This is a genomic window from Stenotrophomonas sp. Steno-Z4 (assembly GCF_056393145.1).
In genome coordinates this window covers 990,715-1,012,050 of the sequence record NZ_JBWJPC010000001.1, presented here as the reverse complement: position 1 = coordinate 1,012,050, position 21,336 = coordinate 990,715, and the positions used below count along the sequence as shown (strand labels likewise).

Sequence of the window (21,336 nt, the reverse complement as noted above, 5' to 3'; positions counted from 1 at the left end):
CCTCTCATCCATAATTGAAGTGCTGCTCAACCGCGGCACTGCGCGGGCAGATACTTGGTGTCGAGATCGCTGCTGCAGGTCCACGCCTGGCTCTGCATGTCGTATTCGAACCACAACATTTTGCCATCGAGTGCCCGCTTGCCCGGCACGGCAAATTCCATTTCGATGCCGCACTTGTCTTCGCCGATGCGGCCGATGCGCACCGCACCCACGTAGTCGCCGGCGTACGAGGTCGGGCTCTGGAAGCCATCATCGCCGTTGACCGGGCAGCGGTCGGTGCTCATGGCGAACTCGGTCACCTGGTTCTTCAGCTGCGACACGATGCCCACCGCATTGGCCACGCGGGCACGGTGCTGGTAATCGCTGTAGGCAGGAAGCGCGATCGCGGCGAGGATGGCGATCACCACCAGGAACACCAGGCCCACCACCAGCCCGATGATCAGGCACCCGGAGGTCTTCTTCGGCGGCGGCGCGGCGCGCGGGTAACCCGGCGCCGAGGCATAGGCGGGCGCGGCCGCTCCGGGTCCGGGTCCGGTGGCGCGCGGCGCAGGCGTGTCGAACCCGGGAATCCTCGGCGGGCTGGGCACGACCGGCTCCAGCTGCGGGCCGTCCAGCGGGAGCGGCGGCTCCACCGCCGGCGGCGGTGCGATCACCAGGCCGATCTCGTCGGCGACAGTTCGCAGGGGCTGCCATTGGGCAAGCCCGTCGCGCCATACCAGGGTATCCAGCGCAATGCGGCTGGACTGGTACAGCGCGATCAACTCTTCAGATGTCAGCGGACCCCGCTGCTGACGATTCCCTTCTGCATAGAACCACTGGCTCACTTTCCATTCCCCTGAATGCGCGAAGCACCCAGTGTACGGTCAGTGAAGGGGTTCCGGTTCGTCGACGAACATCTGGGTTTCCATCCAGGCATACGCTGCCTCGGCGCCGGGCTGGTTGAACAGCACCATCAGCACCACCCACTTGAGGTCGTCCAGGTCCAGTTCGTCCTGGTCCAGGGCCATGGCGCGGTCCAGCACCAGCTCGCGCTGGTTGGCATCCAGGATGCCGTGCTGTTCCAGGAACATCAGGAAGCCACGGCCTTCCACGTCGAGCTTGTCCAGCTCCGGGCCATGGAAAATGCGCACGGGACCGTCGACGCGGGCCAGGGTCACGGCCGGGCGCTGCTCGGCCAGGGCGTCCAGCCAATCGAAGGCTTTGTTGATTTCGGTGGGGCTGAAGCCGGCCTGTATCAGGCCGTTCTGGAGGGAGTCGCGGTCGCGGATGAGGTCCGCGTCCTCGCTGAAATAATGTTCGAACAGGTACAGCAGGACATCCAGAATGCTCTCTTTCATTGCCCCTCGGCCTGCGTCAACGACGCTGTGGAGGTGAAGAAACTAGGGTTTTCGACAGTAGCGGCCATGGTTGGCGACCACCTTTCCATCCAGTTCCATGATCAGCAGCATGGCCGACAGCTGGTCCGCCGTCAATCCGCTGCGCTGGATCAATGAATCCATACCCGTTGGGTTTTCATCCAGCGCGTTCCACAAGCGCTGGTAGTCGGGGAGGGGGAAGGGGGAAGCGCTGGCATGCGCCGACCGTGCCTGTTCAGTGGGGGCGTCCAGGCGCCAACGCAAGGCCTGCCCCAGGCTGGCGGCGGCCCCGGTCAGCCCGGCGACGACCTCGGCCGGGGTTTCCACCAGCTGGGCGCCATCACGGATCAGTCGGTGGCAGCCGCGCGCGCGCGGGTTGCGCACCGAGCCGGGCAGCGCGAATACCTCACGGCCGATCTCCGCGGCCAGGCGCGCGGTGATCAGGGCCCCGGAGCGGGCTGCCGCCTCGATCACCAGGGTGCCCAGGGTCAGCCCGGCCACGATCCGGTTGCGGGCCGGGAACTGCCCCGGGCGCGCCACGGTGCCGGGCGGATACTCGCTGACCACGGCCCCGCGCTCGGCGATGCGTGCCTGCAGCGCTTCGTGCCGGGGCGGGTAGGTCAGGTCCAGGCCGGTGGCCACCACGGCCACGGTGCGCCCGCCGGGTACGTCCAGGGCGGCCTGGTGGGCCCGCGCATCGACCCCGGCGGCCAGCCCGCTGACCACGCCCAGGCCACTGCGGGCCAGGGCGCCGGCGAACTCGGCGGCCAGCTCGGCACCCGTGGGCGATGGGGTGCGGCTGCCGACCACGGCCACCGCGGGGTGCCAGAGGGTGGCCGGGTCGCCGTGCACGAACAGCGCCAGCGGCGCTGGTTCCAGCGGGCGCAGCAGGGTGGGGTAGTCGTCGGTTTCGATCGACAGCAGGTGCCGGCCGGGTTGCGACAGCCAATGCAGGCCGCGCGCGAGCGCGTCGCGGTCGGGCAGCGCCAGCAGTGCCCGCTGGTGCGGGCTGCAACCGGCGGCGCGCCATGCGGCAGGGCCGGCACGCAGGGCCTGGGCGGGATCAGCGAAGCGGGCCAGCAGGGCGCGGCGGGGTGCCGGGGCGCCACCGGCGAGGACCAGGCGCAGCAGCGCCTCGGTAGAACAGGGCAGGTCATCGGGCATCGGCTCAGGCTAGCCCGCATACGACGACGGCGCCCTGGGGCGCCGTCGTGTTGTTGCGTCAGGATGTGTACCGACCAACGGTCGGTACCTACCGCGTGGTGGGGTCGGCAGCGCCGACCCGGCGCGGTTATTGCGCGTCGGGGTGCTTGGCCGAATAGCCGACCAGCACCGGCTTCACGCCCTGCATCACCAGCGCATAGCTGACCTTGTCGAAGGTGCGGAACACCATCGCGTGGGCGGCGTACTCATCGGGCAGGGAAACGCGCCCGGCACCGTCGGTGAGCGAGTCGTCCATGCGCGAGGAGCCCGGGTACTTCATGCGATGCGCCACATGCCGCCCCTGGCGCCACAGCGAGACCACGGTCCCGTTGTCGATGCCGTTGGCGCTGCCTGCCGAGATCGCGATGACGTCGCGCGGGCCGCCGGCCAGGTACATGTCCGTCACCGCCAGCACGCGAACGTCCAGGCCTTCGGTCTGGGCGGCGGGGGCGTGCGGGAAGAACTGCAGGTCATACGGGGTGGCTTCCACCGGCACCAGGCGGTCGCCGGCGCGCACTTCACGCCCGTCGGTCCGGCCCTGCAGCGCGATGGAGGTCACGTCCGACTTGTCGTCCGGCACCTTCACGACCGTGCCCACGTTCAGCTGGGACAGCTCGTAGCCCAGCATCTCGTTGCGCTTGCTCGGCGCGGCCACGAAGTTCTTCCACAGGTTGCCGCTGCCCGGAGTGACGTCCCCGTTGGCGGTCAGGTCCTCGGTCGGCTTGGGCAGCGAGTAGCGCACGGTCGGCCGGACCACGGCCCAGCGCTGGCCCACCTGTGCCCCTTCCAGCCCCCGCACGTAGGCGGTCTGGCCGGTGGTGGCGCGCAGGCGGTTGTCTTCCAGGGCCACCACGTAGGGCAGCGAGTCGATCTCGTCCACCACGCTGAGCTGCTTCAGGAAGGGTTCGACCTGGCTGAGCGGGATCGCATTGATCGGCGCTTCCTGGCGCGGGCCGGGCTGGGCCACGACGCGGTCCAGGTAGGCCAGGCTCAGCACGTCACCAGGATAGATGAGGTGCGGGTTCTTGACCTGCGGGTTGGCCTGCCAGATTTCCGGCCACAACCACGGCTTTTTAAGGAAGCGCGCGGAAATGTCCCACAAGGTATCGCCCTTCTGGACGACGTAGGTTTCCGGGTGCCCGCCATTCACTTCAACGGCGGTAGCATAGGTAGCGACGGTCAGCATCGCGACGGCGACGACCGTACGAGTTCTTTCAAACATAGGTGTGGTGCCTGATTCCCCAACAGGTTCGAGCACTATAGTCCAGAAACCGGGGCGCAAGGCAAGCGTTGGCGATAGAATTGCGACGTACGCCGCTTTAAGGGCGCCCCCAAACGGTATTTGCCATGGCCATCCTGCCCATTCTCGAGTTCCCGGACCCGCGCCTGCGCACCAAGGCGGCGCTGATCGACGCCGCCGAAGTGACCACCCCGGCCTTCCAGGAACTGATCGACAACATGTTCCAGACCATGTACGACGCCCCGGGCATTGGCCTGGCGGCCTCCCAGGTCGACGTCCACAAGCGCTTCATGGTCATCGACGTCAGCGAAGAGAAGGACACCCCGCGGGTGTTCATCAACCCGGAGATCGTGGCCAGCGAAGGCGGCCAGGTCTACCAGGAAGGCTGTCTGTCGGTGCCCGGCATCTTTGCCGACGTGACCCGCGCCGACACCATCACCGTGCGCTTCCTGGACCGCCAGGGCGTGGCCCAGGAGCTGACCACCGACGGCCTGCTGGCGGTGTGCGTGCAGCATGAGATGGACCACCTGGACGGCAAGCTGTTCATTGATTACCTGTCTCCGCTCAAGCGCGAGATGGTCCGCAAGAAGCTGGCCAAGTCGCGCAAGCACGTTGCCTGACCTGGCCACGCCGCCTGACCGGTTGTTCGGCGCCGTGCCCCGGCGCCGTTTTTCTTTCTGCAAGTGGGAACGCCATGAAGATCGTCTTTGCCGGAACGCCTGAGTTCGCCGTCGCCTCGCTGCGCGCCGCCGCGCGCCACCAGGAGGTGGTGGGCGTGTACACCCAGCCGGACCGCCCGGCCGGCCGTGGCCGCGGGCTGATGCCCTCGCCGGTGAAGCTTGAAGCGATCGCCCGCGGCATCCCGGTGTTCCAGCCCGAATCGCTCAAGGGCGAACAGGCCCAGCAGCAGCTGCGCGACCTGCAGCCGGACCTGATGGTGGTGGTGGCCTACGGGCTGATCCTGCCCAAGGCGGTGCTGGCCATCCCGACCTACGGCTGCTGGAACGTGCATGCCTCGCTGCTGCCACGCTGGCGCGGCGCCGCGCCGATCCAGCGCGCCATCCAGGCCGGCGATGCGGACACCGGCGTGTGCCTGATGCAGATGGAAGCCGGGCTGGACACCGGCCCGGTACTGCTGCGCCAGCACACCCCGATCCAGGCCGGTGAACTGGGCGGCTCGCTGCACGACCGCCTGGCCGAACTTGGCGCGCAGGTGCTGTCCGACGGCCTGGGCCTGCTGCGCGCCGGCCTCAAGCCGATCGCCCAGCCGCAGCCGGAACAGGGGGTGACCTACGCGCACAAGCTGGACAAGGCCGAAGCGCGGCTGGACTGGTCGCAGGATGCGCAGGTGCTGGAGCGCACCGTGCGCGCCTTCAACCCGTGGCCGATTGCCGAAGCCCAGCTGGCCGGCGAGCGCGTGCGCATCCACGGCGCGGTGGCGCTGGCGGACAACCAGGGCAAGGCCCCGGGCACGCTGCTGGCGGCCGGCCGCGACGGCATCGATATCGCCTGTGGCCAGGGCGCGCTGCGCCTGCGCGTGCTGCAGCGCGAGGGCGGCAAGGCGATCACCGCGGCCGACTACCTCAATGCCCGCCGCGACCTGGCCGTGGGCACCTGAGATGGCCCAGCCCCGCCAGAACAAACCGTCCCCCGCGCTGTCCGGCCTGGCCCCGGGCGTACCCACCCGCGTGCTCGCCGCCCGTGTGCTGGCCCAGGTGATCGGCCGTGGGCGCTCGCTCAAGGCCGAACTGGCCACCGCGCTGCCTACGCTGGACGACAGCCGCGACCGCGCCCTGCTCGAAGCGCTGTGCTTCGCCGTGCTGCGCCGGCGTACCGCCTATGACGCCGCCCTGGCGAAATGGATGCAGCGCCCGCTCAGCGTGCGCGAGGACGAACTGCGCGCGCTGCTGCTGGTCGGCTTTGCCCAGCTCGATGCGCTCGACCTGCCGGCGCATGCCGCACTTTCGGCCACGGTCGACGCCGCCCGCGCGCTGGGCAAGGAGCGCCAGGCCGGAATGGTCAATGCATTGCTGCGCCGCGCCCAGCGCGATGGCATTCCAGCACTGCCGGCGCGCGAGGCCTTCCCGCAGTGGATGGCCGAACAGATCGAACAGGACTGGCCCGACCAGGCCGAGGACGTTTTTGCCGCCAGCCTGCAGCCGGCGCCGTTGTGGCTGCGGGTCAACCGCCAGCACGGCAGTCGCGATGTGATGCTGGAGCGGCTGCAAGCGGCCGGCATCGCCGCCGAGGCCAGCGCGCTGGGCAGCGATGCGATCCGCCTGCCGGTACCGGTGGCCGTCTCCGCGTTGCCAGGCTTCAGCGATGGCGCGTTGTCGGTGCAGGACCTGTCGGCCCAGCAGGTGGCGGATGCGCTGGCCGTGCCCAAGGGCGCACGCGTGCTTGACGCCTGCGCCGCGCCGGGCGGCAAGTCCGCGCACCTGCTCGAGCGCGACCCCAGCCTGCGCCTGCTGGCGCTGGATATCGATGCGCGCCGGCTCAAGCGCATCAGTGAGACCTTTGCGCGCACCGGCGTGGGCGAACACGCCCAGGTGCGTGCGGCCGATGCCACCGACCCGGCCAGCTGGTGGGACGGGCAGCCCTTCGACGTGATCCTGCTCGATGCGCCGTGCTCGGCCACCGGCATCATCCGCCGCCAGCCGGACGTGCTGCTGCACCGCCGCGCTACCGATATTCCGGCGCTGGTGGCGTTGCAGGCGCGCCTGCTCGATGCCTGCTTCGGCATGCTCGCCCCGGGCGGCACCTTGTTGTATGCGACATGCTCGATCCTGCGCGAGGAAAACCAGTTCCAGATCGAGGCCTTCCTGCAGCGCACCCGCGGCGCGGGTTTCCTGCCACTGGGTGACGCTTACGGTCATGACTCCTGGGCCGGGCGCCAGCGCCTGCCGGGGGAACAGGGTGCTGACGGCTTCTTCTATGCACGTCTGCTAAAGAAAGGGTAACCCTGCACCGTTAGAATCGCGCCCATGCTGAAAACACGCGAATCCCGGGAATTCTGGTTGCTTGCGCTGATGGCCCTGCTGGTACTGGGGGCAGGGCTGGGCATGCGCGATCCCTGGCCATCGGACGAACCGCGCTTTGCGCTGGTGGCCAAGCAGATGGTGCTCAGCGGGGACTGGCTGTTCCCGCACCGTGGCACCGAGCTTTACTCGGACAAGCCGCCGATGCTGATGTGGCTGCAGGCCGTGCTCTATACCGTGCTGCGCGACTGGCGGGTGGCGTTCCTGCTGCCCACCCTGCTGGCGTCGCTGGGCACGCTGGCCTGCGTGTATGACCTTGGGCGCCGGCTGTGGACCCGCAAGGTGGGCCTGTACGCCGCCTGGGCACTGCTGTTCGCGGTGCACTTCACCTTCCAGGCAAAGAAGGCCCAGATCGACCCGCTCGTGGTGTTCTTCATCACCCTGGCCAACTACGGCCTGCTGCGCCACCTGCTGTGCGGGCCGGCCTGGCGCTGGTGGTGGCTGGGCTGGTTCGCCGCCGGGTTGGGGGTGATCACCAAGGGCGTGGGCGTGCTGGCGCTGTTCATGCTGGTACCGGCGCTGGCCGCGGTCGCCATGGGGTGGCCGCGCGTCCGGCTCGACCTGCGCAACTGGCGGTTCTGGGTAGGGCCGTTGGCCTTCCTGGCTGCCATTGCACTGTGGCTGGTGCCGATGGTGCTGGCCGCCACCGCCAGCGGCTCGGCCGAATACCGTGCGTACATGAACGATATCCTGTTCCGGCAGACCGCCAAGCGTTACGCGCAGTCCTGGGACCACCACCAGCCGTGGTGGTATTTCCTGGCCACCATGCCGTCCATGTGGGTCCCGGCGTTCCTGCTGGTGCCATGGGCGATTCCCGCCTGGTGGCGACGCCTGCGCCGGCGCGACCCGCGCTACCTGCTGCTGCTGGGCTGGTGGCTGCTGATCGTGCTGTTCTTCTCCATTCCGCACGGCAAGCGCGACGTCTACATCCTGCCGGCGCTGCCGATGTTCTGCCTGGCGCTGGCACCGCTGCTGCCGGGCCTGCTGCGGCGGCGCGACGTGCAATGGGTGCTGGGCGGCTTCGCGCTCCTGCTTACCGTCGCGCTGCTGGGGATCGGCGTGGCCATGCTCGGCGGTGAGCCCAGCTTCGAGCGCAAGCTCATCCTTGAGCGCGGCATCGACACCTCGGTGACCGCCGCGCTGGGCTGGGTCGGCATCGCACTGGGCAGCTGGGGCGTGGTCAGCCTGGTGTTCAGCGGTGCGCGTCGTTTCCACCTGGCGGTGGTGTCGATCCTGGCCATGGCATGGGTGGCCTACGGGCTGGTGGGCTACCCGCTGTTCAACGATTCAAGTTCGGCGCGCGGGCTGATGTACCAGGTGGGCCAGCGCATCGGCCCGGATGCCGAGCTGGGCCTGGTGGGCTGGAAGGAACAGAACCTGCTCATGTCCGACCGGCCGGTGCGCACCTTCGGCTTCAAGCGGCGCTGGTACCTGCAGCTGCAGGACGGCCGGGCATGGCAGGCACAGGCGCCCGAGCAGCGCTGGCTGCTCGTGCAGCAGGCCGCACTGCTGGCCTGCGTGGACCGGGCCCAGGCCGAGCGCGTGGGGGTGGCCAACCGGCGGGGCTGGTGGCTGGTACCGGCCCGTGCGTTCGCAGGGCCCTGCCAGCCCAGTGCCGTGGACCTGGCGCGGATACGCCGCGAGCAGGGCAAGGAAGAGGGCGAGGACTGACCCTGCGCTCATGGATCATTCCCGACCGATCAGCGACAATGCCGCCCGCTCCGCCCGAGTCGCATTGAACGTGAACAACGCGCTTCCCCGTACCGCCGGCGTCCACCCTGTCCTGGCCTGGGTGTTCACGATCGCGCTTGGCCTGTCGCCGGTACTGCTGATGTCCACGATGGACGGCGGCAGCGCGGGCTATTACGGGCTGGTGCTGCTCAGCTTCATCGTGCTGGCCTGGGTGCGTCGCCCGGCCCTCGGCACCGTCTGGTGCGACAACCGCCGCGAGTACCTCTGGATGGTGGCAGGCATGGGCGTGATGCTGCTGGGCGTGCTGACCAGCCTTGCCGTGCATGGCATCTGGAAGGGGTCGGAAACCGAAAAGGCGGTGCGTTTCCTCACCGTGGGCCTGATTCTCGCCGCCGCGTTGCGCGTGCCGCGCCCTGTGCTGGTCCATGCCGCGTTCGGCCTGCTCGCCGGCATCTGGTATGCCGTGATCAACGTGGCCTGGCTGGTGCTGAGTACCGGTGCGCGCCCCGCGACCCGCCAGTTCAACGCCGTCACCTACGGCGACCTGACCCTGTTGTTCTCGGTGATCGCCTTCCTGTTGCTGGGCCTGCGCATCACCCGCTTCCGCCGCACCGAATTCGCACTCAAGCTGGTCAGCGGCATCGCCGGTATCGGGGCCTTCCTGGCCACGCAGACCCGTGGCGGCCTGCTGGCCATTCCGTTCTTCCTGTTCATCGCCCTGCTGGTGCAGGGTCGCCGCATGAACCGCTTCAAGGTCCTGTCCGCTGCGCTGTTGCTGGGCCTGGCCGGCATCATCGTGGCCAGCGATGCCTCGATGCGTGAGCGCATCCACCTTGGCGTGAGCGAGTTCGACCAGTGCCAGGTGGCGCACCTCTCCGATACCTCGGTATGCATCCGCCTGCAGCTGTGGAGCGCGGCCGGCCACATGATCCGCAGCGAGCCGCTGTTCGGCGTGGGAGGCGGCGACCGCTTCCGCGAGGAGCTGGCGAAGCTGGCCGAGGCCAAGCAGGTCACACCGACGGTGGCGCGCGACTTCGGCGAAACCCACAACGACCTGCTGTACTTCCTGGCCACCTACGGCGTGCTGGGCGGGTTGGGCCTGGTACTGCTCTACATCGCGCCGGGCTGGGTGTTCGCCAGGCGCCTGCGGCTGGGCGTGACCGACCGGCCCACCCGCCTGTTCGCCGGTGCGGGCCTGATGATCTGCGTGGGCTTTGCGGTGTTCGGCCTGACCGAAATGATGTTCCGCGACATGCGCACCGCCTCGTTCTACGCCACCTGGATCGCCTTCTTCCTGGCCCTGTCCGACCCCCTGCGCCTGCGCGCCCCAACCGACGTGTAGTGCCGACGTGTAGAGCCGACGTGTAGAGCCGACTGTTAGTCGGCTGTTAATCGGCTGCCCCACCCAACACCGCCACATAACAAGCTTCAGTCAACGCACTGAACGTCTCCAACCCGAACGCTTCCACCGCATGCGCGCGCGCGGCCTGGCCGACGGCCGGCAATGTCTGCCGCTGCTCATACAGCGCCACCACCTGCGCGGCAATGGCTGCCACGTTCCGCACCGGCACGATCCAGCCGTTGTGCCCATGCGTGATGTTCTCAGGCAAACCCGCGTAATCGCTGACCATCACCGGCTTGCCCATCGCCATCATTTCGCGGCAGGCAAACGAGATGGTTTCCACATCGTAGGACAGCACGAAGCCCGCATCGCCGCTGGCCACGAACGGGCGGATGTCTTCCAGCAGCCCGGCAAAATGCACCTGCCCGGCCACGCCAAGCTGTTCCACTTCCGCCACCAGAAGCGGGTCGGGCTCGCGTCCGGCCACGGCCATGTGCACCTTGCCGCGCAGCGGCTCGGGCAGGGTGGCGATGGCGCGGGCCAGGTCGATCCAGCCCTTGTGGCCATCGGTGCCGGCGTTGCTCACCAGCACCAGCGCATCCGGGTCGAGGGTCCAGCGCGCGCGCAGCGCCGCGCCATCGGCGGGCGCAACCGGCGAAAAGCGCTGCAGGTCCACCCCGTTGCGCACCACGTCGATCGGGCAGTGCCGGTACGGGCTGTGCAGCAGCATCTGCCGGGTGTGTTCGGACACGGCGATCACCCGGTCGGTGCCCCAGCGCGCACGCACGGCATTGCCGAAGGTGTTGCTGGATTTGCTGTTGTGCTTGGTGAACACCAGCTTGGGCCGCCGGGACAGACCCGCCACGGCCTCCATGGCCACCCGGTGATCGCGTGCGCCGTTGGCATGCACGATATCGATGGCGTGCTCGCGGATCAGCCCGCGCAGCGTGCGCAGGTCTGCCCACTGGCGGCCCAGCGTGGCCAGGCCGCTGCTGAAGGCGATCTCCACCGGCTCGGCGATGCGCTCCTGGCGCACTACCCGCAGTATCCGGCTGCCGCCGGGTGCGGCCATGAACAGCTGATGGCGCGGCGACAGTGCGCGCGCCAGCGACGCCAGGTAGGTGGTGTGCCCACCGCCATCACCGGCGTGGAAGTTGGTGTAGAGGATCTTCATGGGGGCCTTCGGTAATACGCCCCCAAAGTCTGACATACCCGTGTTCAGGGAGTGTCGCCAACGTCCCGTGGCGGATCGCTGACCGGCTGCCCGTGCTGCAGCATCCACAGCATGATGGTCTTCTGCCGCACGTAGTTGGCGCGCACGTAGGCATACACCAGGCCATGCCAGCCATCGCGGAAACCGCCGCGCAGCAGCAGCCCCCGCCAGAACCGCCACGCCGGGGCGAGCACCAGCTTGGCCAGCGTGGCGCGCTTGCCGCGCGCGAACTCGTGCTCGGCCATCATCCGCGCATAGCGCTGGGTCTTGGCCAGCTGCTGTTCCAGTGAGCGGTAGGGGTAGTGGATGAGGTCGCCGCGCAGGGTGCCCACGCTGCCATCGACACTGGCTGCTTCGTGGATCTCGCGCTTGCCGCGCCAGCCGCCGTGGCGGCGGTCGAACAGCCGCAGCACCCTGTCCGGGTAGGCATTGCCATGGCGCAGGAACTTGCCGAAGTACTCGGAAAGCCGGGCAAAGCGGTAGCCATGGTGGCCGGTGAAGCCCACCGCCTGGGCGGCGAGGATCGCTGCGCGCAGGTCGTCGCTGATGCGTTCGTCGGCATCCAGGCACAGCACCCAGTCGTGCGTGGCCTGCGCCACGCAGAATGCCTTCTGGCTGCGGAAGCCGTCGAACGGGCGTTGCAGCACCCGCGCCCCGGCGGCCGTGGCGATGGCCACCGTGGCATCGGTGGAATATGAGTCCACTACGATGACCTCATCGCAGAAGGCCAGCGAGGCCAGGCAGTCGCCGATGCGGTCGGCTTCATTGAACGCGATAATGCAGGCCGAGATGCGAGGCCGTTCAACGGGAGCGGTCGTGGAGGACATGATGGCCGAGTACCTGCTGTTTGCGACGGAACGCTATGCGTTGCCTATTCTCGCCCCGTTGGCCCAGGCGTTGCACGCCTCCGGTCAATCGGTGTCGGCGTGGTTTGCCGACGGAGCGGCCGGGGCCAGCCTGCCAGGCGTGCCCAACGTTGGCCTGCAGCAGGCGCTGGCGCTGCGCCCGCGTGCGGTGTTCAGCGCGGCCAACTGGGTGCCGCCGTTCATTGCCGGGGCCAAGGTGCAGGTCTTCCATGGCTTCAACGTGCAGAAGCGCGACAGTGCCCGTGGCCACTTCCGCGTACGCGGGCTGTTCGACCTGTACTGCACCCAGGGCCCGGCCACCACCACCCCGTTCCGCGAGCTGGCCGCACGTGAGGGCCACTTCGCGGTAGCCGAGACCGGCTGGCCCAAGCTCGACCCGCTGTTCCTGGACGACGGCGGCGCCAGTGCGGCGCTGCGCGCGCCCGCGCAGGGGCGGCCGGTGATCCTGTTCGGCTCCACATTCACCGAGCGCCTCAGTGCGGCCCCGCACCTCTACGAGCAGATCGCCGGGGACATCGCACGGGGCGGCCACTACTGGCTGCTGACCCTGCACCCCAAGTGCCCGCCGGAGTTGTTCGCGCGCTACCGCGCACTGGCCGGCGCCAACGCCGCCTTCATCGAACCGGAACAGGTGATGGCCGCGCAGCGCGCCGCCGATGTGCTGGTGTCGGACACCTCCTCGATCGTCTCCGAGTTCGTGGTGCAGCACAAACCCGTGGTGACCTTCCGCAACCGCGTCCCGCAGCCGCACATGATCGATTTCGACGATCCGGCCCAGCTGCCGGCGATGCTGGCACGCGCGCTGCACCCGGAGCCGGCGTTGATGGCGGAGATCCGCCGCTACGCCGACGACATCCACCCGTGGCGAGACGGCCGCTCCAGCGAGCGCGTAATCGCCGCCACCGAGGATTTCCTGGCGGGCGAGATGGGCACCCTGAAGCGCAAGCCGTTCGGCGCGTGGACGCGCGGCCTGCAGATCCGCAGGGACCTGGGCTATTGGGGCCCCTCAAAGCGATAACGAAGCCGCCCGAGCGACCAAGGCTCGTAGTGACACGCCATGCGTGTCAAAGCCATGCCCCTGCGCACGTAAACAAGCCATGCACGTCCGGTCTCACCACGGAAGCCGACGTTCCCCGAGCGCGGCGCTGAGCTGTTCAAACACCGCCCGCGCCTCGGCTTCCGGCAGATACCGCAGGCACAACGCGATGCTGCCGCTTGCCCCCGCCGTATCCAGCCATACGCTGGACGTGCGCAGCCACCGGTCCAGCGGCGAGCGGCCCAGCCGCAGCGCCTGCAGCTTGTCCAGCTCGGCAAACCGCCACCAGCGCTGCCACCAGCCACCACGCACGGCCACGTAACGCGCATCCAGGTGCCAGCCCATGTGCGCCATGGTGCGATGTGCGCGCAGCGCCGACCACGGCAGCCACGCCAGCACCAGCGCGCCCCACGGCCCCACTTCCCACACGGCACCGGCAGCCAGCAGCGGCACGATCACCAGGGCCGGCAGGCACAACCGCCACCAGCCGCGCAGCGGCACCGGCCGCCACTGCGCCGGTGGCCACTGCAGCTGCGGCAGAAGGTGCTGCACCAGCGTGTTGCAGGCCTCGGGCGTTGCCAGCGGCGCCAGTTCGCGCAGGTCGCGGCGTTCGCCATCGGTGGATACACCGGCGGCGATATCGATGCGCAGGTGGCGGCGATCGAACCAGCGCTGCAGCGCGGTTTCGCGCAGCGTCCAGGCCTGGATCCGCCGGCGCGCCACACTGGTGCGCATACGCGTGAGCAGGCCGCTGGCCACGGTGAGGCGGCGCTCGTGTTCGGTCAGCCGGAAGCCGTGATAGCGCAGCAGCGCCAACGCCACGGAGAACACCCGCAGCAGTGCCCAGAAGCCGATCACCATTACCAGTGCCGCCACGACCCAGACCCAGGTGGCCGGGTGCAGGGAGCTGGCATAGCCGAACGCCTGGCGGCCACCGTGTTCAATGGCGTCGTCGACCGCGCCGCGCGGGAACAGCTGGTACGACGCACCGATAGCGGCCAGCACCACCACCCAGCCGCGATTGGACAACAGCCCGACGCGCACCACATCGGCGGTACCCAGCTGCAGCAGGACATCTTCGGCCGGGACGTCGGGGGTTTGCACCGCCGTCGTATCCCCGCTGGCCACCTGCTGCTGCCCGCGCTGGCGCACCAGCTGCTCCAGCGCCAGCGCCTGGTCCAGCTTGAGCACGCGCATTTCCGCCTCCGGCCGGTTCCCGCCGGCCGATTCCAGGCGCAGTTCGGCCACGCCGAACAGCCGGTGCAACGGATTCTGGTGGACCACCACGTTGTGGATGCGTGCGAAGGGTATCTCGCGCCGGTTGCGTGAAATCACGCCGCTGCGCACGCTGATCGCATCGCGGCCGATCCGGTAATGGAAGGTGAGGTACTGCAGGATGGAAACGGCCACCAGCACCACGATCACCACCAGCGCCGCCAGGTTCGACCACATCTCCTCCTGGTCACTGTCGCCGCGGCCACCGAACACCACCAGCGCTACCAGCGGCAGCAGGAACTGGCGCAGCTGCATCAGCAGCACGAACAGCCACGACCATGGATGCAGGCGCTGGTCGGGGGCGCCGTCGTCAGCCAGGGGCGTGCTCACAGGGCGTCGTCGTCCTGGTCCAGCTGGCGCCCCAGCGTATCGCGCAGGTGCTCGGCATCGGCCTGGTCCAGCCCGGCCAGCGACACCGCACTGAAACGGCTGCCGGCGGTATGCACCACCAGGGTGGACAGCCGCGCGGTGCGTTCGATCGGGCCACGGCGCAGGTCCAGGTGCTGCACGCGCGACAGCGGCACCCGGGTCTCCAGCTGCCACATCAGGTCACGGCGCACGCCCAGCCCCTGCGCATCCAGCCGCCACCACGTGCGGCGCTGCCGGCGGAAGCCGAAGACGCCGCCGATCAGCGCGCCGGGAAGCAGCATGGCCGGTCCCGCGATCCAGCGCATCGGCAGGTCGAAGACCACCCACAGCGTGCCGAGCACGCCCCCGATGAAAATTGCACCGGTGATGGCACCGGCCACGCCGGCGATGGTGGCCGCGCGCAGCGGCAGCGGCTGCCACGTGCCCTGGTCGGGCAGGGGGGGCGGGGACGGCAACGGGGCAGGGGACGGGTCGGACAAGGCAAGCGCTCGGCAGGAGGAAACATGCCGGGCGTCCACATCAGGTCGGCTGCGCCCGTCGCGCAGACGGTAGCAGGTTGGCGCGGGCTATTGCGCGGCCTGGATCAGCGCGTCCACATCCAGCAGGTGGCCGGCGCGTTCGGCCTTGGTGCGCAGGTAGTGCTCGTTCTCGGCGGTGATGTCGCCGGTCACCGGCACGCAGTCCACCACCTCGATCCCGGCATGGCGCAGGCGCTGGGCCTTGGTCGGGTTGTTGCTGAGCAGCTGTACGCGCTGTACGCCCAGGCCCTGCAGCATCGCCACCGCGCTGCCATAGCGGCGCTCGTCGGCGCCGAAGCCCAGCTGTGCATCGGCATCGATCGTATCCAGCCCATCGTGCTGGTAGCCGTAGGCGCGCATCTTGGCGGCAATGCCGGTGCCGCGGCCTTCCTGGTCCAGGTACAGCAGCACGCCACCGCCCAGTTCCTTGAGCTTGCGCAGCCCGCGCCGCAGCTGGTCGCCGCAGTCGCACTTGAGCGAGCCGAACAGATCGCCGGTCAGGCACGAGGAATGCACGCGCACCGGTACCACGCCGGCAAGATCGGGGTTGCCCACGATGATCGCCACCTGGTCGCGCTGGGCCACGCCGCCGCGGAACACCGCAAATTCGGTCATGCCCACTTCGCGCAGCGGCACCGGCGAGCGTGCCACCAGTTCATAGGCGTGTGCGGCCTGCTCGGCGCCCTGGGCCAGGTCGCACAGCGATACCTGCGCGCAGCTGTCGAAGCGGGCATCGCCCGGGGCCAGCAGTACCCCGACCATGGCCGGGAGCAGCAGGCCCAGCCGGGCGATTTCCACCGCGCCCTCATCCAGGGCCTGCCCGGCGGTCCAGCCGGCCGGCATCGGCTCGGCATCGCGCAGGTAGCTCAGCGAGGGCAGTGCATCAAAGTCGACCCCCGCCAGCGGGACGCGTGCGCCGTCTTCGGCGGCCACCCCCAGCACCCGCGCACGGGTGGCGGTCAGGAACAGGTAATGCTGCCCGGCGGCCACCCCGGCAAAGGCGGTGTAGCTGCTGCGCGTACTGCTGTCCAGGGCGATGAAGGCCAGGCGCTGGCCGTGGCCGTCATCGATCACCACCGGGCGGCCGGCACGCAGTTCGGCCACCGCGCGCTCGCAGCGGATCGCGGCCGGATCGCCGAACGGGGAAGAAGCAACTGGGGACATGGCAGGGGCCGTGGGGGACATCGTGGTTTCACAGTGGGGTCGGAAGGCGCCGATTCAATCGTGGCCGATGCGACGCAGCGTCGCGCTCAGTGCGGATGTCGGTCGGTGGCGTACGGGTCCACTTCGTCGCTGTGCGGCGGGCGCAGCGTGTAACGCTTGTAGGTCCACTGGTACTGGGCCGGATCGCGGCGGGCAATCGCCTCGATGCCGGCATTGAGCGCACTGGCGGCCGTGCGCGGGTCAGGATCGGCCACGGCGGCGTCAGCCGGCGTGATGTGCAGGGCGAACTGCATGCCCGGCCCGGTGCGTTCGCACCACCCGTACAGCACCGTGGCCCCGGTGCGCTCGGCCAGCCGGTTGACCAGGGTCATGGTCAGCGCTTCCACCCCGAAGAACGGGGCGAACACGCCATCGCCGGCCTTGGGTTGCTGGTCCGGCAGGATGCCGGTGGCGCCGCCGTCCTTGAGCACCTTGAACAGCTGGCGCACCGCCGGCCCTTCGGCCCGGACCTGCTGCACGTTGCTGCCGCCCCGGACCAGCTGCAGGAATTCATCGCCCACCGCTTCATCGGGCGCCTTGTAGACGATGGCGATCGGCCCGCGCGAGGCCAGCCACTGGTTGAGCAGCTCCCAGTTGCCGTAGTGCGGGGCGGCCACGATCACGCCCTTGCCGCTGGCCAGGGCCGCGTCGTACAGCGCCTCGCCATGGCGTTCGGTGAGCAGGGCCAGGTTCCGGTCGCGCGGGCGGGTCCACAGGCGCAGTGTTTCCACCGCCTGCAGCGCGGTCGAGCGCAGCACCGCCTTGTGCAGGGCGGCGCGGTCCTCGGCCGACAGCTCGGGGTAGGCCAGCTCCAGGTTGCGCCGGGTCACCCGGCTCTCGCGGGCGTTCAGGGCGATCCAGAGCCCGGCCAGGCCATGGGCAAAGCCGCGCAGCCAGGACCAGGGCAGGCGGGTGAACAGGGCAGCGGCGCGGTAGGCCAGGCGGGCGGTGGTTTGCGGTTTCATCGGAGCAAAGTCTAGCCGGTGCGTGCGCCCAACCCCTAAGGTAGGGCGCCACGTTTACCGGAAATGCCCACCATGCTTGTCCTCATCCAGCGCGTTACCCAAGCCAGCGTCAGCGTGGACCACGCCGTGGTCGGCCAGATCGGCCCAGGCCTGCTGGCCCTGGTAGGCATGGAGCCGGGCGATACCGAGGCCCAGATCCGGCGGATGGCCGATCGCCTGCTTGGTTACCGTGTGTTTGCAGATGAGAGCGGGAAAATGAACCGATCCCTGGGGGAGACAGGGGGCGGCCTGCTGCTGGTGAGCCAGTTCACCCTCGCGGCAGACACAGCGAGCGGGATGCGCCCGGGCTTCAGTACCGCCGCGCCGCCTGACGAGGCTGAACGTGGATTCAACAGATTGGTGGAGATCTGTCGTCAAAAGCACGTTTCAGGGGTGGAAACCGGTCAGTTTGGTGCCCATATGGTTGTCAGCCTGATCAACGATGGTCCGGTGACCTTCCTGCTCAGACCCTGACCCCGGGACCACCGCCCGGGCCCGAGGGGCGCTGGGCTGGTATAATGCTAGGTTCTATTCCCTATCCCTGCCGGTGGCGCGAGCACTACATGGCCAACGAACGTCCTGCCCAGCAAAACGACATCAAGCTTCTGATCAGCAAGGGCCTGGAACAGGGCTACCTGACCTACGCCGAAGTCAATGACCACCTGCCCGACGACATTGTCGACCCGGAGCAGATCGAAGACATCATCGGCATGATCAACGGCATGGGCATTGATGTCCATGAAGTTGCGCCCGATGCCGAAACCCTGCTGCTCAACGACGGCAACACCGGTAACCGCGAAGTCGATGACACCGCGGCCGAAGAAGCTGCCGCCGCACTGAGCGCACTCGACACCGAAGGTGGCCGCACCACCGACCCGGTGCGCATGTACATGCGCGAAATGGGTACCGTGGAGCTGCTGACCCGCGAAGGCGAAATCGCCATCGCCAAGCGCATCGAAGAAGGCCTGGGCCAGGTCCAGGCTGCACTCGGCACCTTCCCGGTGTCGGTGGAATCGCTGCTGGCCGATTACGAAGCGCACAAGGAAGGCAAGAAGCGCCTGGCCGAAGTGATCGTCGGCTTCAACGACCTGGTGGAAGAAGTCCCGGCCCCGGTCGTGGCCGAAGACACCAGCGACGACGCCGATGCGGACGCCGACGAAGACGAAGAAGACGGCGACGACGTCGAAGAAGAAGCCGGCCCGACCGGTCCGGACCCGGAAGAAGTCGCCCGCCGCATGGCCGAGCTGGCTGCTGCCTACGCTGCCTTCAAGAAGGCGGCGACCAAGGCCGACCGCAAGCCGCTGACCAAGCTGCGCGACGACATGGCCGCCGTGTTCGTCACCCTGAAGCTGCCGTTGCCGCTGACCGACGTGCTGGTCAAGCAGCTGCGCGACGTGATGGCCGACATCAAGGGCCACGAGCGCCGCGTGCTGAACCTGGCCACCGTGACCGCCCGCATGCCGCGCAAGGACTTCATCCGTTCCTGGGAAGGCAACCAGACCAACCTGGAGTGGGTGGAAGACGCACTGAAGCGCAAGCAGAAGTGGTCTTCGGCCCTGCGTGACGTCAAGGACCAGATCATTGCCGAGCAGCAGGCCACCATCGACATCGAGAAGAACACCTCGCTGGAGCTGGAAGAGCTGAAGGAAATCAGCCGGGCCATGGCCTACGGCGAAGCCAAGGCGCGCAAGGCCAAGAAGGAAATGGTCGAGGCCAACCTGCGCCTGGTGATCTCCATCGCCAAGAAGTACACCAACCGCGGCCTGCAGTTCCTCGACCTGATCCAGGAAGGCAACATCGGCCTGATGAAGGCCGTGGACAAGTTCGAATACCGCCGCGGCTACAAGTTCTCCACGTATGCGACCTGGTGGATCCGCCAGGCCATCACCCGTTCGATCGCCGACCAGGCGCGCACCATCCGTATTCCGGTGCACATGATCGAAACGATCAACAAGTTGAACCGCATTTCCCGCCAGATGCTCCAGCAGTACGGCCGCGAGGCCACGCCGGAGGAGCTGGCCAAGGAAATGGACATGCCGGAAGACAAGATCCGCAAGGTGATGAAGATCGCCAAGGAGCCGATCTCGATGGAAACCCCGATCGGCGACGACGAGGATTCCCATCTGGGCGATTTCATCGAGGACACCAACGTGGAGTCCCCGATCGAGAACACCACCAACATCAACCTGTCGGAAACCGTGCGTGACGTGCTGGCTGGCCTCACCCCGAGGGAAGCCAAGGTGCTGCGCATGCGCTTCGGCATCGACATGAACACCGACCACACCCTCGAGGAAGTGGGCAAGCAGTTCGACGTCACCCGCGAGCGCATCCGCCAGATCGAAGCCAAGGCGCTGCGCAAGCTGCGCCACCCGAGCCGCTCCGAGCAGCTGCGCAGCTTCCTGGACATCGATTGATTTCCAGGCAGTCGCGTAAATGAAAAAACCCCGCTTCGGCGGGGTTTTTTTATGGCTCCTGCCGCAATCAGTGGACCGAACGGGTCCCCCGCCATCGCGCTGCCGCGCCGGCTGCGGGCACGCAACACGTTCAATGCTGGGGAGGGTAGGGTCGGTTCCCAAACGACCGCCGACCTCGCCCATCAGCACGGTAACGCATGACCCCAACCGAAGATCGCACGCATCCGCACCGCCAATTGTCCCGCCTGCGCCACTGACCTCTCCGGCGCGGCGCACTGACTCAATGAATTGAATAGCAGCACCGGCCCGCGTCCACCACGCTGCGGCAATGACGCTCTTCCGCCCTGGCGATGACGAATACCCGCTGTTCCGGCTGCGCCCGGACGGCACCGTGGAACGGCTTGGACACGCCGTTCCGCAACCGGGCGACACCGTCCAGGTCCACGTCACGGCAAACCGCCCGAATCTCATCTGCCCACCGGATGGCGGCGACCCCGGCACCTTCCCCGGCCTCCCGTGGTTTCTGGACGACCTCCGCCCACAGGGCTATCTGGGCAGGGCGTACGCAAGGCACCACGGCCACGACGTCGGGATGCCACTGGACCCGGAACGCTCTGGGCCACGATCTCTACTCAAAATGCTGTCCCATACCGGAGGCACCAGGCAAGGCGACATCATCCCCGGCGAAAACGCCCTGCAGGCAGCGCTGATGTCTCGAGAGGCTCCGCCCGACCTCGTGCGCGCTGCGACGCGCCAGCAGGCCTATCCCGAGCGTGCGGCCGCCGTGATGGCAGGTACCTTGGCGTGCCTCGGCCCCGGCGGCGAGCAGCCAAAGTTCACCGCAACAGTCGAAGATGACGGGCAGTGCGATGCCGTACTGGTCAAGTTTTCGCGGGCCGCCGACGGGGAGGCCGCCGAACGCTGGGCCGACCTGCTCGTATGTGAGCACTTGGCCCTGCAATGCCTCCGGGACGCCGGCATCCAAGCAGCCGCCTCGGAACTCATCCAGACCAGCGACTACACCTTCCTGGAGGTGCGGCGCTTCGACCGCACTCCAAACCTGCTGGGCCGGCTAGGCTTCGTTTCGCTGATATCGCTGTCTTCTGCCTTCGTAGGTGACGTAACCGCAGACTGGGGGAGCGCGGGCGAGCAGCTCCGAGCATTGGGCTGGGTAACGCCAGTAACCGCAACCCGAATGGCGCAGCTCCATGCCTTCGGACGCCTGATCGGCAACTCGGATATGCACCAGGGGAACATCGGGTTCCACTTGGCGGACCGGGGTTCGCTGCCGCTTGCCCCGGCTTACGACATGCTTCCTATGTCGCTGGCTCCATCGCGCACCGGCGTGCTGCGTGCGACAGCTCCGATCAATCCGGTGGCACCGCTGCGCGCCGGAGAGCTAGCACACCTGCAGTGGGCTGCGCCCTTGGCCGTGGACTTCTGGAAGCGCGTGGCGGGCTCGAGCCTGCTGCGCTCCCCAGTCCTCCGAGACGTAGCCGAAGAGAACGCGCGGCGGGTCAGCGCAATGGGACTGCGGTTCGGATGATCGCGCTTCGGACGCGTAGCCC

At 68.3% G+C, this 21,336-nt stretch carries 19 protein-coding genes; 9 read left to right on the top strand and 10 right to left on the bottom strand.

The annotated features are described in order from the left end of the window. Window positions 1-26: 26 nt before the first annotated feature. The 4 genes from AC06E7_RS04525 to AC06E7_RS04510 form a co-directional block, all read right to left on the bottom strand. Complete coding sequence (locus AC06E7_RS04525) at window positions 27-824, bottom strand: pilin (RefSeq protein WP_249833183.1); 798 nt, start codon at window positions 822-824, stop codon at window positions 27-29. A gap of 39 nt (window positions 825-863) precedes the next feature. Then, the gene (locus tag AC06E7_RS04520; RefSeq protein ID WP_068854172.1) at window positions 864-1,337 is read right to left on the bottom strand and encodes a DUF494 family protein; all 474 of its coding nucleotides are present in this window, start codon (window positions 1,335-1,337) and stop codon (window positions 864-866) included. A 42-nt stretch (window positions 1,338-1,379) separates the two neighbouring features. Beyond that, window positions 1,380-2,519: a DNA-processing protein DprA gene (gene dprA / locus AC06E7_RS04515; protein WP_478063205.1), complete on the bottom strand. Its 1,140-nt coding sequence runs from the start codon at window positions 2,517-2,519 to the stop codon at window positions 1,380-1,382. Between the two features lie 127 nt (window positions 2,520-2,646). After that, complete coding sequence (locus AC06E7_RS04510) at window positions 2,647-3,780, bottom strand: LysM peptidoglycan-binding domain-containing protein (RefSeq protein ID WP_068854170.1); 1,134 nt, start codon at window positions 3,778-3,780, stop codon at window positions 2,647-2,649. A gap of 125 nt (window positions 3,781-3,905) precedes the next feature. Between AC06E7_RS04510 and def the strand changes: the two genes are divergently transcribed. From def to AC06E7_RS04485, 5 genes are all read left to right on the top strand, one after another. Beyond that, a complete protein-coding gene (def, locus tag AC06E7_RS04505; RefSeq protein WP_068854169.1) occupies window positions 3,906-4,418 on the top strand; it encodes a peptide deformylase in 513 nt (170 codons plus the stop codon). A 74-nt stretch (window positions 4,419-4,492) separates the two neighbouring features. Then, on the top strand, window positions 4,493-5,416 hold the full coding sequence (gene fmt / locus AC06E7_RS04500) for a methionyl-tRNA formyltransferase (RefSeq protein ID WP_217537986.1): 924 nt from the start codon (window positions 4,493-4,495) through the stop codon (window positions 5,414-5,416). Window position 5,417: 1 nt separating this feature from the next. Further along, window positions 5,418-6,758: a 16S rRNA (cytosine(967)-C(5))-methyltransferase RsmB gene (gene rsmB, locus AC06E7_RS04495; protein WP_426805180.1), complete on the top strand. Its 1,341-nt coding sequence runs from the start codon at window positions 5,418-5,420 to the stop codon at window positions 6,756-6,758. Window positions 6,759-6,782: 24 nt separating this feature from the next. Beyond that, the gene (locus AC06E7_RS04490; protein ID WP_217537988.1) at window positions 6,783-8,507 is read left to right on the top strand and encodes an ArnT family glycosyltransferase; all 1,725 of its coding nucleotides are present in this window, start codon (window positions 6,783-6,785) and stop codon (window positions 8,505-8,507) included. Window positions 8,508-8,577: 70 nt separating this feature from the next. Continuing rightward, window positions 8,578-9,870, top strand: coding sequence for an O-antigen ligase family protein (locus AC06E7_RS04485; RefSeq protein WP_449324491.1), 1,293 nt, complete (start codon window positions 8,578-8,580; stop codon window positions 9,868-9,870). Between the two features lie 46 nt (window positions 9,871-9,916). On the opposite strand, the gene AC06E7_RS04480 is transcribed toward AC06E7_RS04485, so the two are convergent. Together AC06E7_RS04480 and AC06E7_RS04475 are read right to left on the bottom strand one after the other, a co-directional pair. Then, entirely contained in the window at window positions 9,917-11,044 is a 1,128-nt protein-coding gene (locus AC06E7_RS04480) for a glycosyltransferase (RefSeq protein ID WP_449324492.1), read from the bottom strand. A 44-nt stretch (window positions 11,045-11,088) separates the two neighbouring features. After that, window positions 11,089-11,910: a glycosyltransferase family 2 protein gene (locus tag AC06E7_RS04475; protein ID WP_068854164.1), complete on the bottom strand. Its 822-nt coding sequence runs from the start codon at window positions 11,908-11,910 to the stop codon at window positions 11,089-11,091. On the opposite strand from AC06E7_RS04475, the gene AC06E7_RS04470 reads away from it, so the two are divergent. Beyond that, window positions 11,909-12,967 (top strand): CDP-glycerol glycerophosphotransferase family protein, encoded by a 1,059-nt coding sequence (locus AC06E7_RS04470; protein WP_307107815.1) that lies wholly within the window; start codon window positions 11,909-11,911, stop codon window positions 12,965-12,967. The genes AC06E7_RS04475 and AC06E7_RS04470 overlap by 2 nt on opposite strands. A 93-nt stretch (window positions 12,968-13,060) precedes the next feature. Here the strand turns inward: AC06E7_RS04470 and AC06E7_RS04465 are convergent, their stop codons facing one another. The 4 genes from AC06E7_RS04465 to AC06E7_RS04450 form a co-directional block, all read right to left on the bottom strand. After that, window positions 13,061-14,590, bottom strand: a complete 1,530-nt coding sequence (locus tag AC06E7_RS04465) for a PH domain-containing protein (RefSeq protein ID WP_478063203.1) — start codon at window positions 14,588-14,590, stop codon at window positions 13,061-13,063. Next, window positions 14,587-15,108 carry a PH domain-containing protein gene (locus AC06E7_RS04460; protein WP_245356735.1) on the bottom strand — a complete coding sequence of 174 codons (522 nt, stop codon included), beginning with the start codon at window positions 15,106-15,108 and terminating at the stop codon, window positions 14,587-14,589. Before AC06E7_RS04460 ends, AC06E7_RS04465 begins: the two co-directional genes overlap by 4 nt. An 87-nt stretch (window positions 15,109-15,195) precedes the next feature. Continuing rightward, window positions 15,196-16,332, bottom strand: a complete 1,137-nt coding sequence (ribA, locus tag AC06E7_RS04455) for a GTP cyclohydrolase II RibA (RefSeq protein ID WP_217537991.1) — start codon at window positions 16,330-16,332, stop codon at window positions 15,196-15,198. Window positions 16,333-16,397: 65 nt separating this feature from the next. Beyond that, entirely contained in the window at window positions 16,398-17,315 is a 918-nt protein-coding gene (locus tag AC06E7_RS04450; RefSeq protein ID WP_095363036.1) for a lauroyl acyltransferase, read from the bottom strand. Window positions 17,316-17,387: 72 nt separating this feature from the next. Here AC06E7_RS04450 and dtd point away from each other — a divergent pair, with 72 nt between their 5' ends. From dtd to AC06E7_RS04435, 3 genes are all read left to right on the top strand, one after another. Then, on the top strand, window positions 17,388-17,828 hold the full coding sequence (gene dtd / locus AC06E7_RS04445) for a D-aminoacyl-tRNA deacylase (protein ID WP_068854158.1): 441 nt from the start codon (window positions 17,388-17,390) through the stop codon (window positions 17,826-17,828). Window positions 17,829-17,917: 89 nt separating this feature from the next. Continuing rightward, a complete protein-coding gene (gene rpoD, locus AC06E7_RS04440; RefSeq protein WP_068854157.1) occupies window positions 17,918-19,768 on the top strand; it encodes an RNA polymerase sigma factor RpoD in 1,851 nt (616 codons plus the stop codon). Window positions 19,769-20,096: 328 nt separating this feature from the next. Then, entirely contained in the window at window positions 20,097-21,314 is a 1,218-nt protein-coding gene (locus AC06E7_RS04435) for a HipA domain-containing protein (protein ID WP_478063201.1), read from the top strand. Window positions 21,315-21,336: the final 22 nt, after the last annotated feature.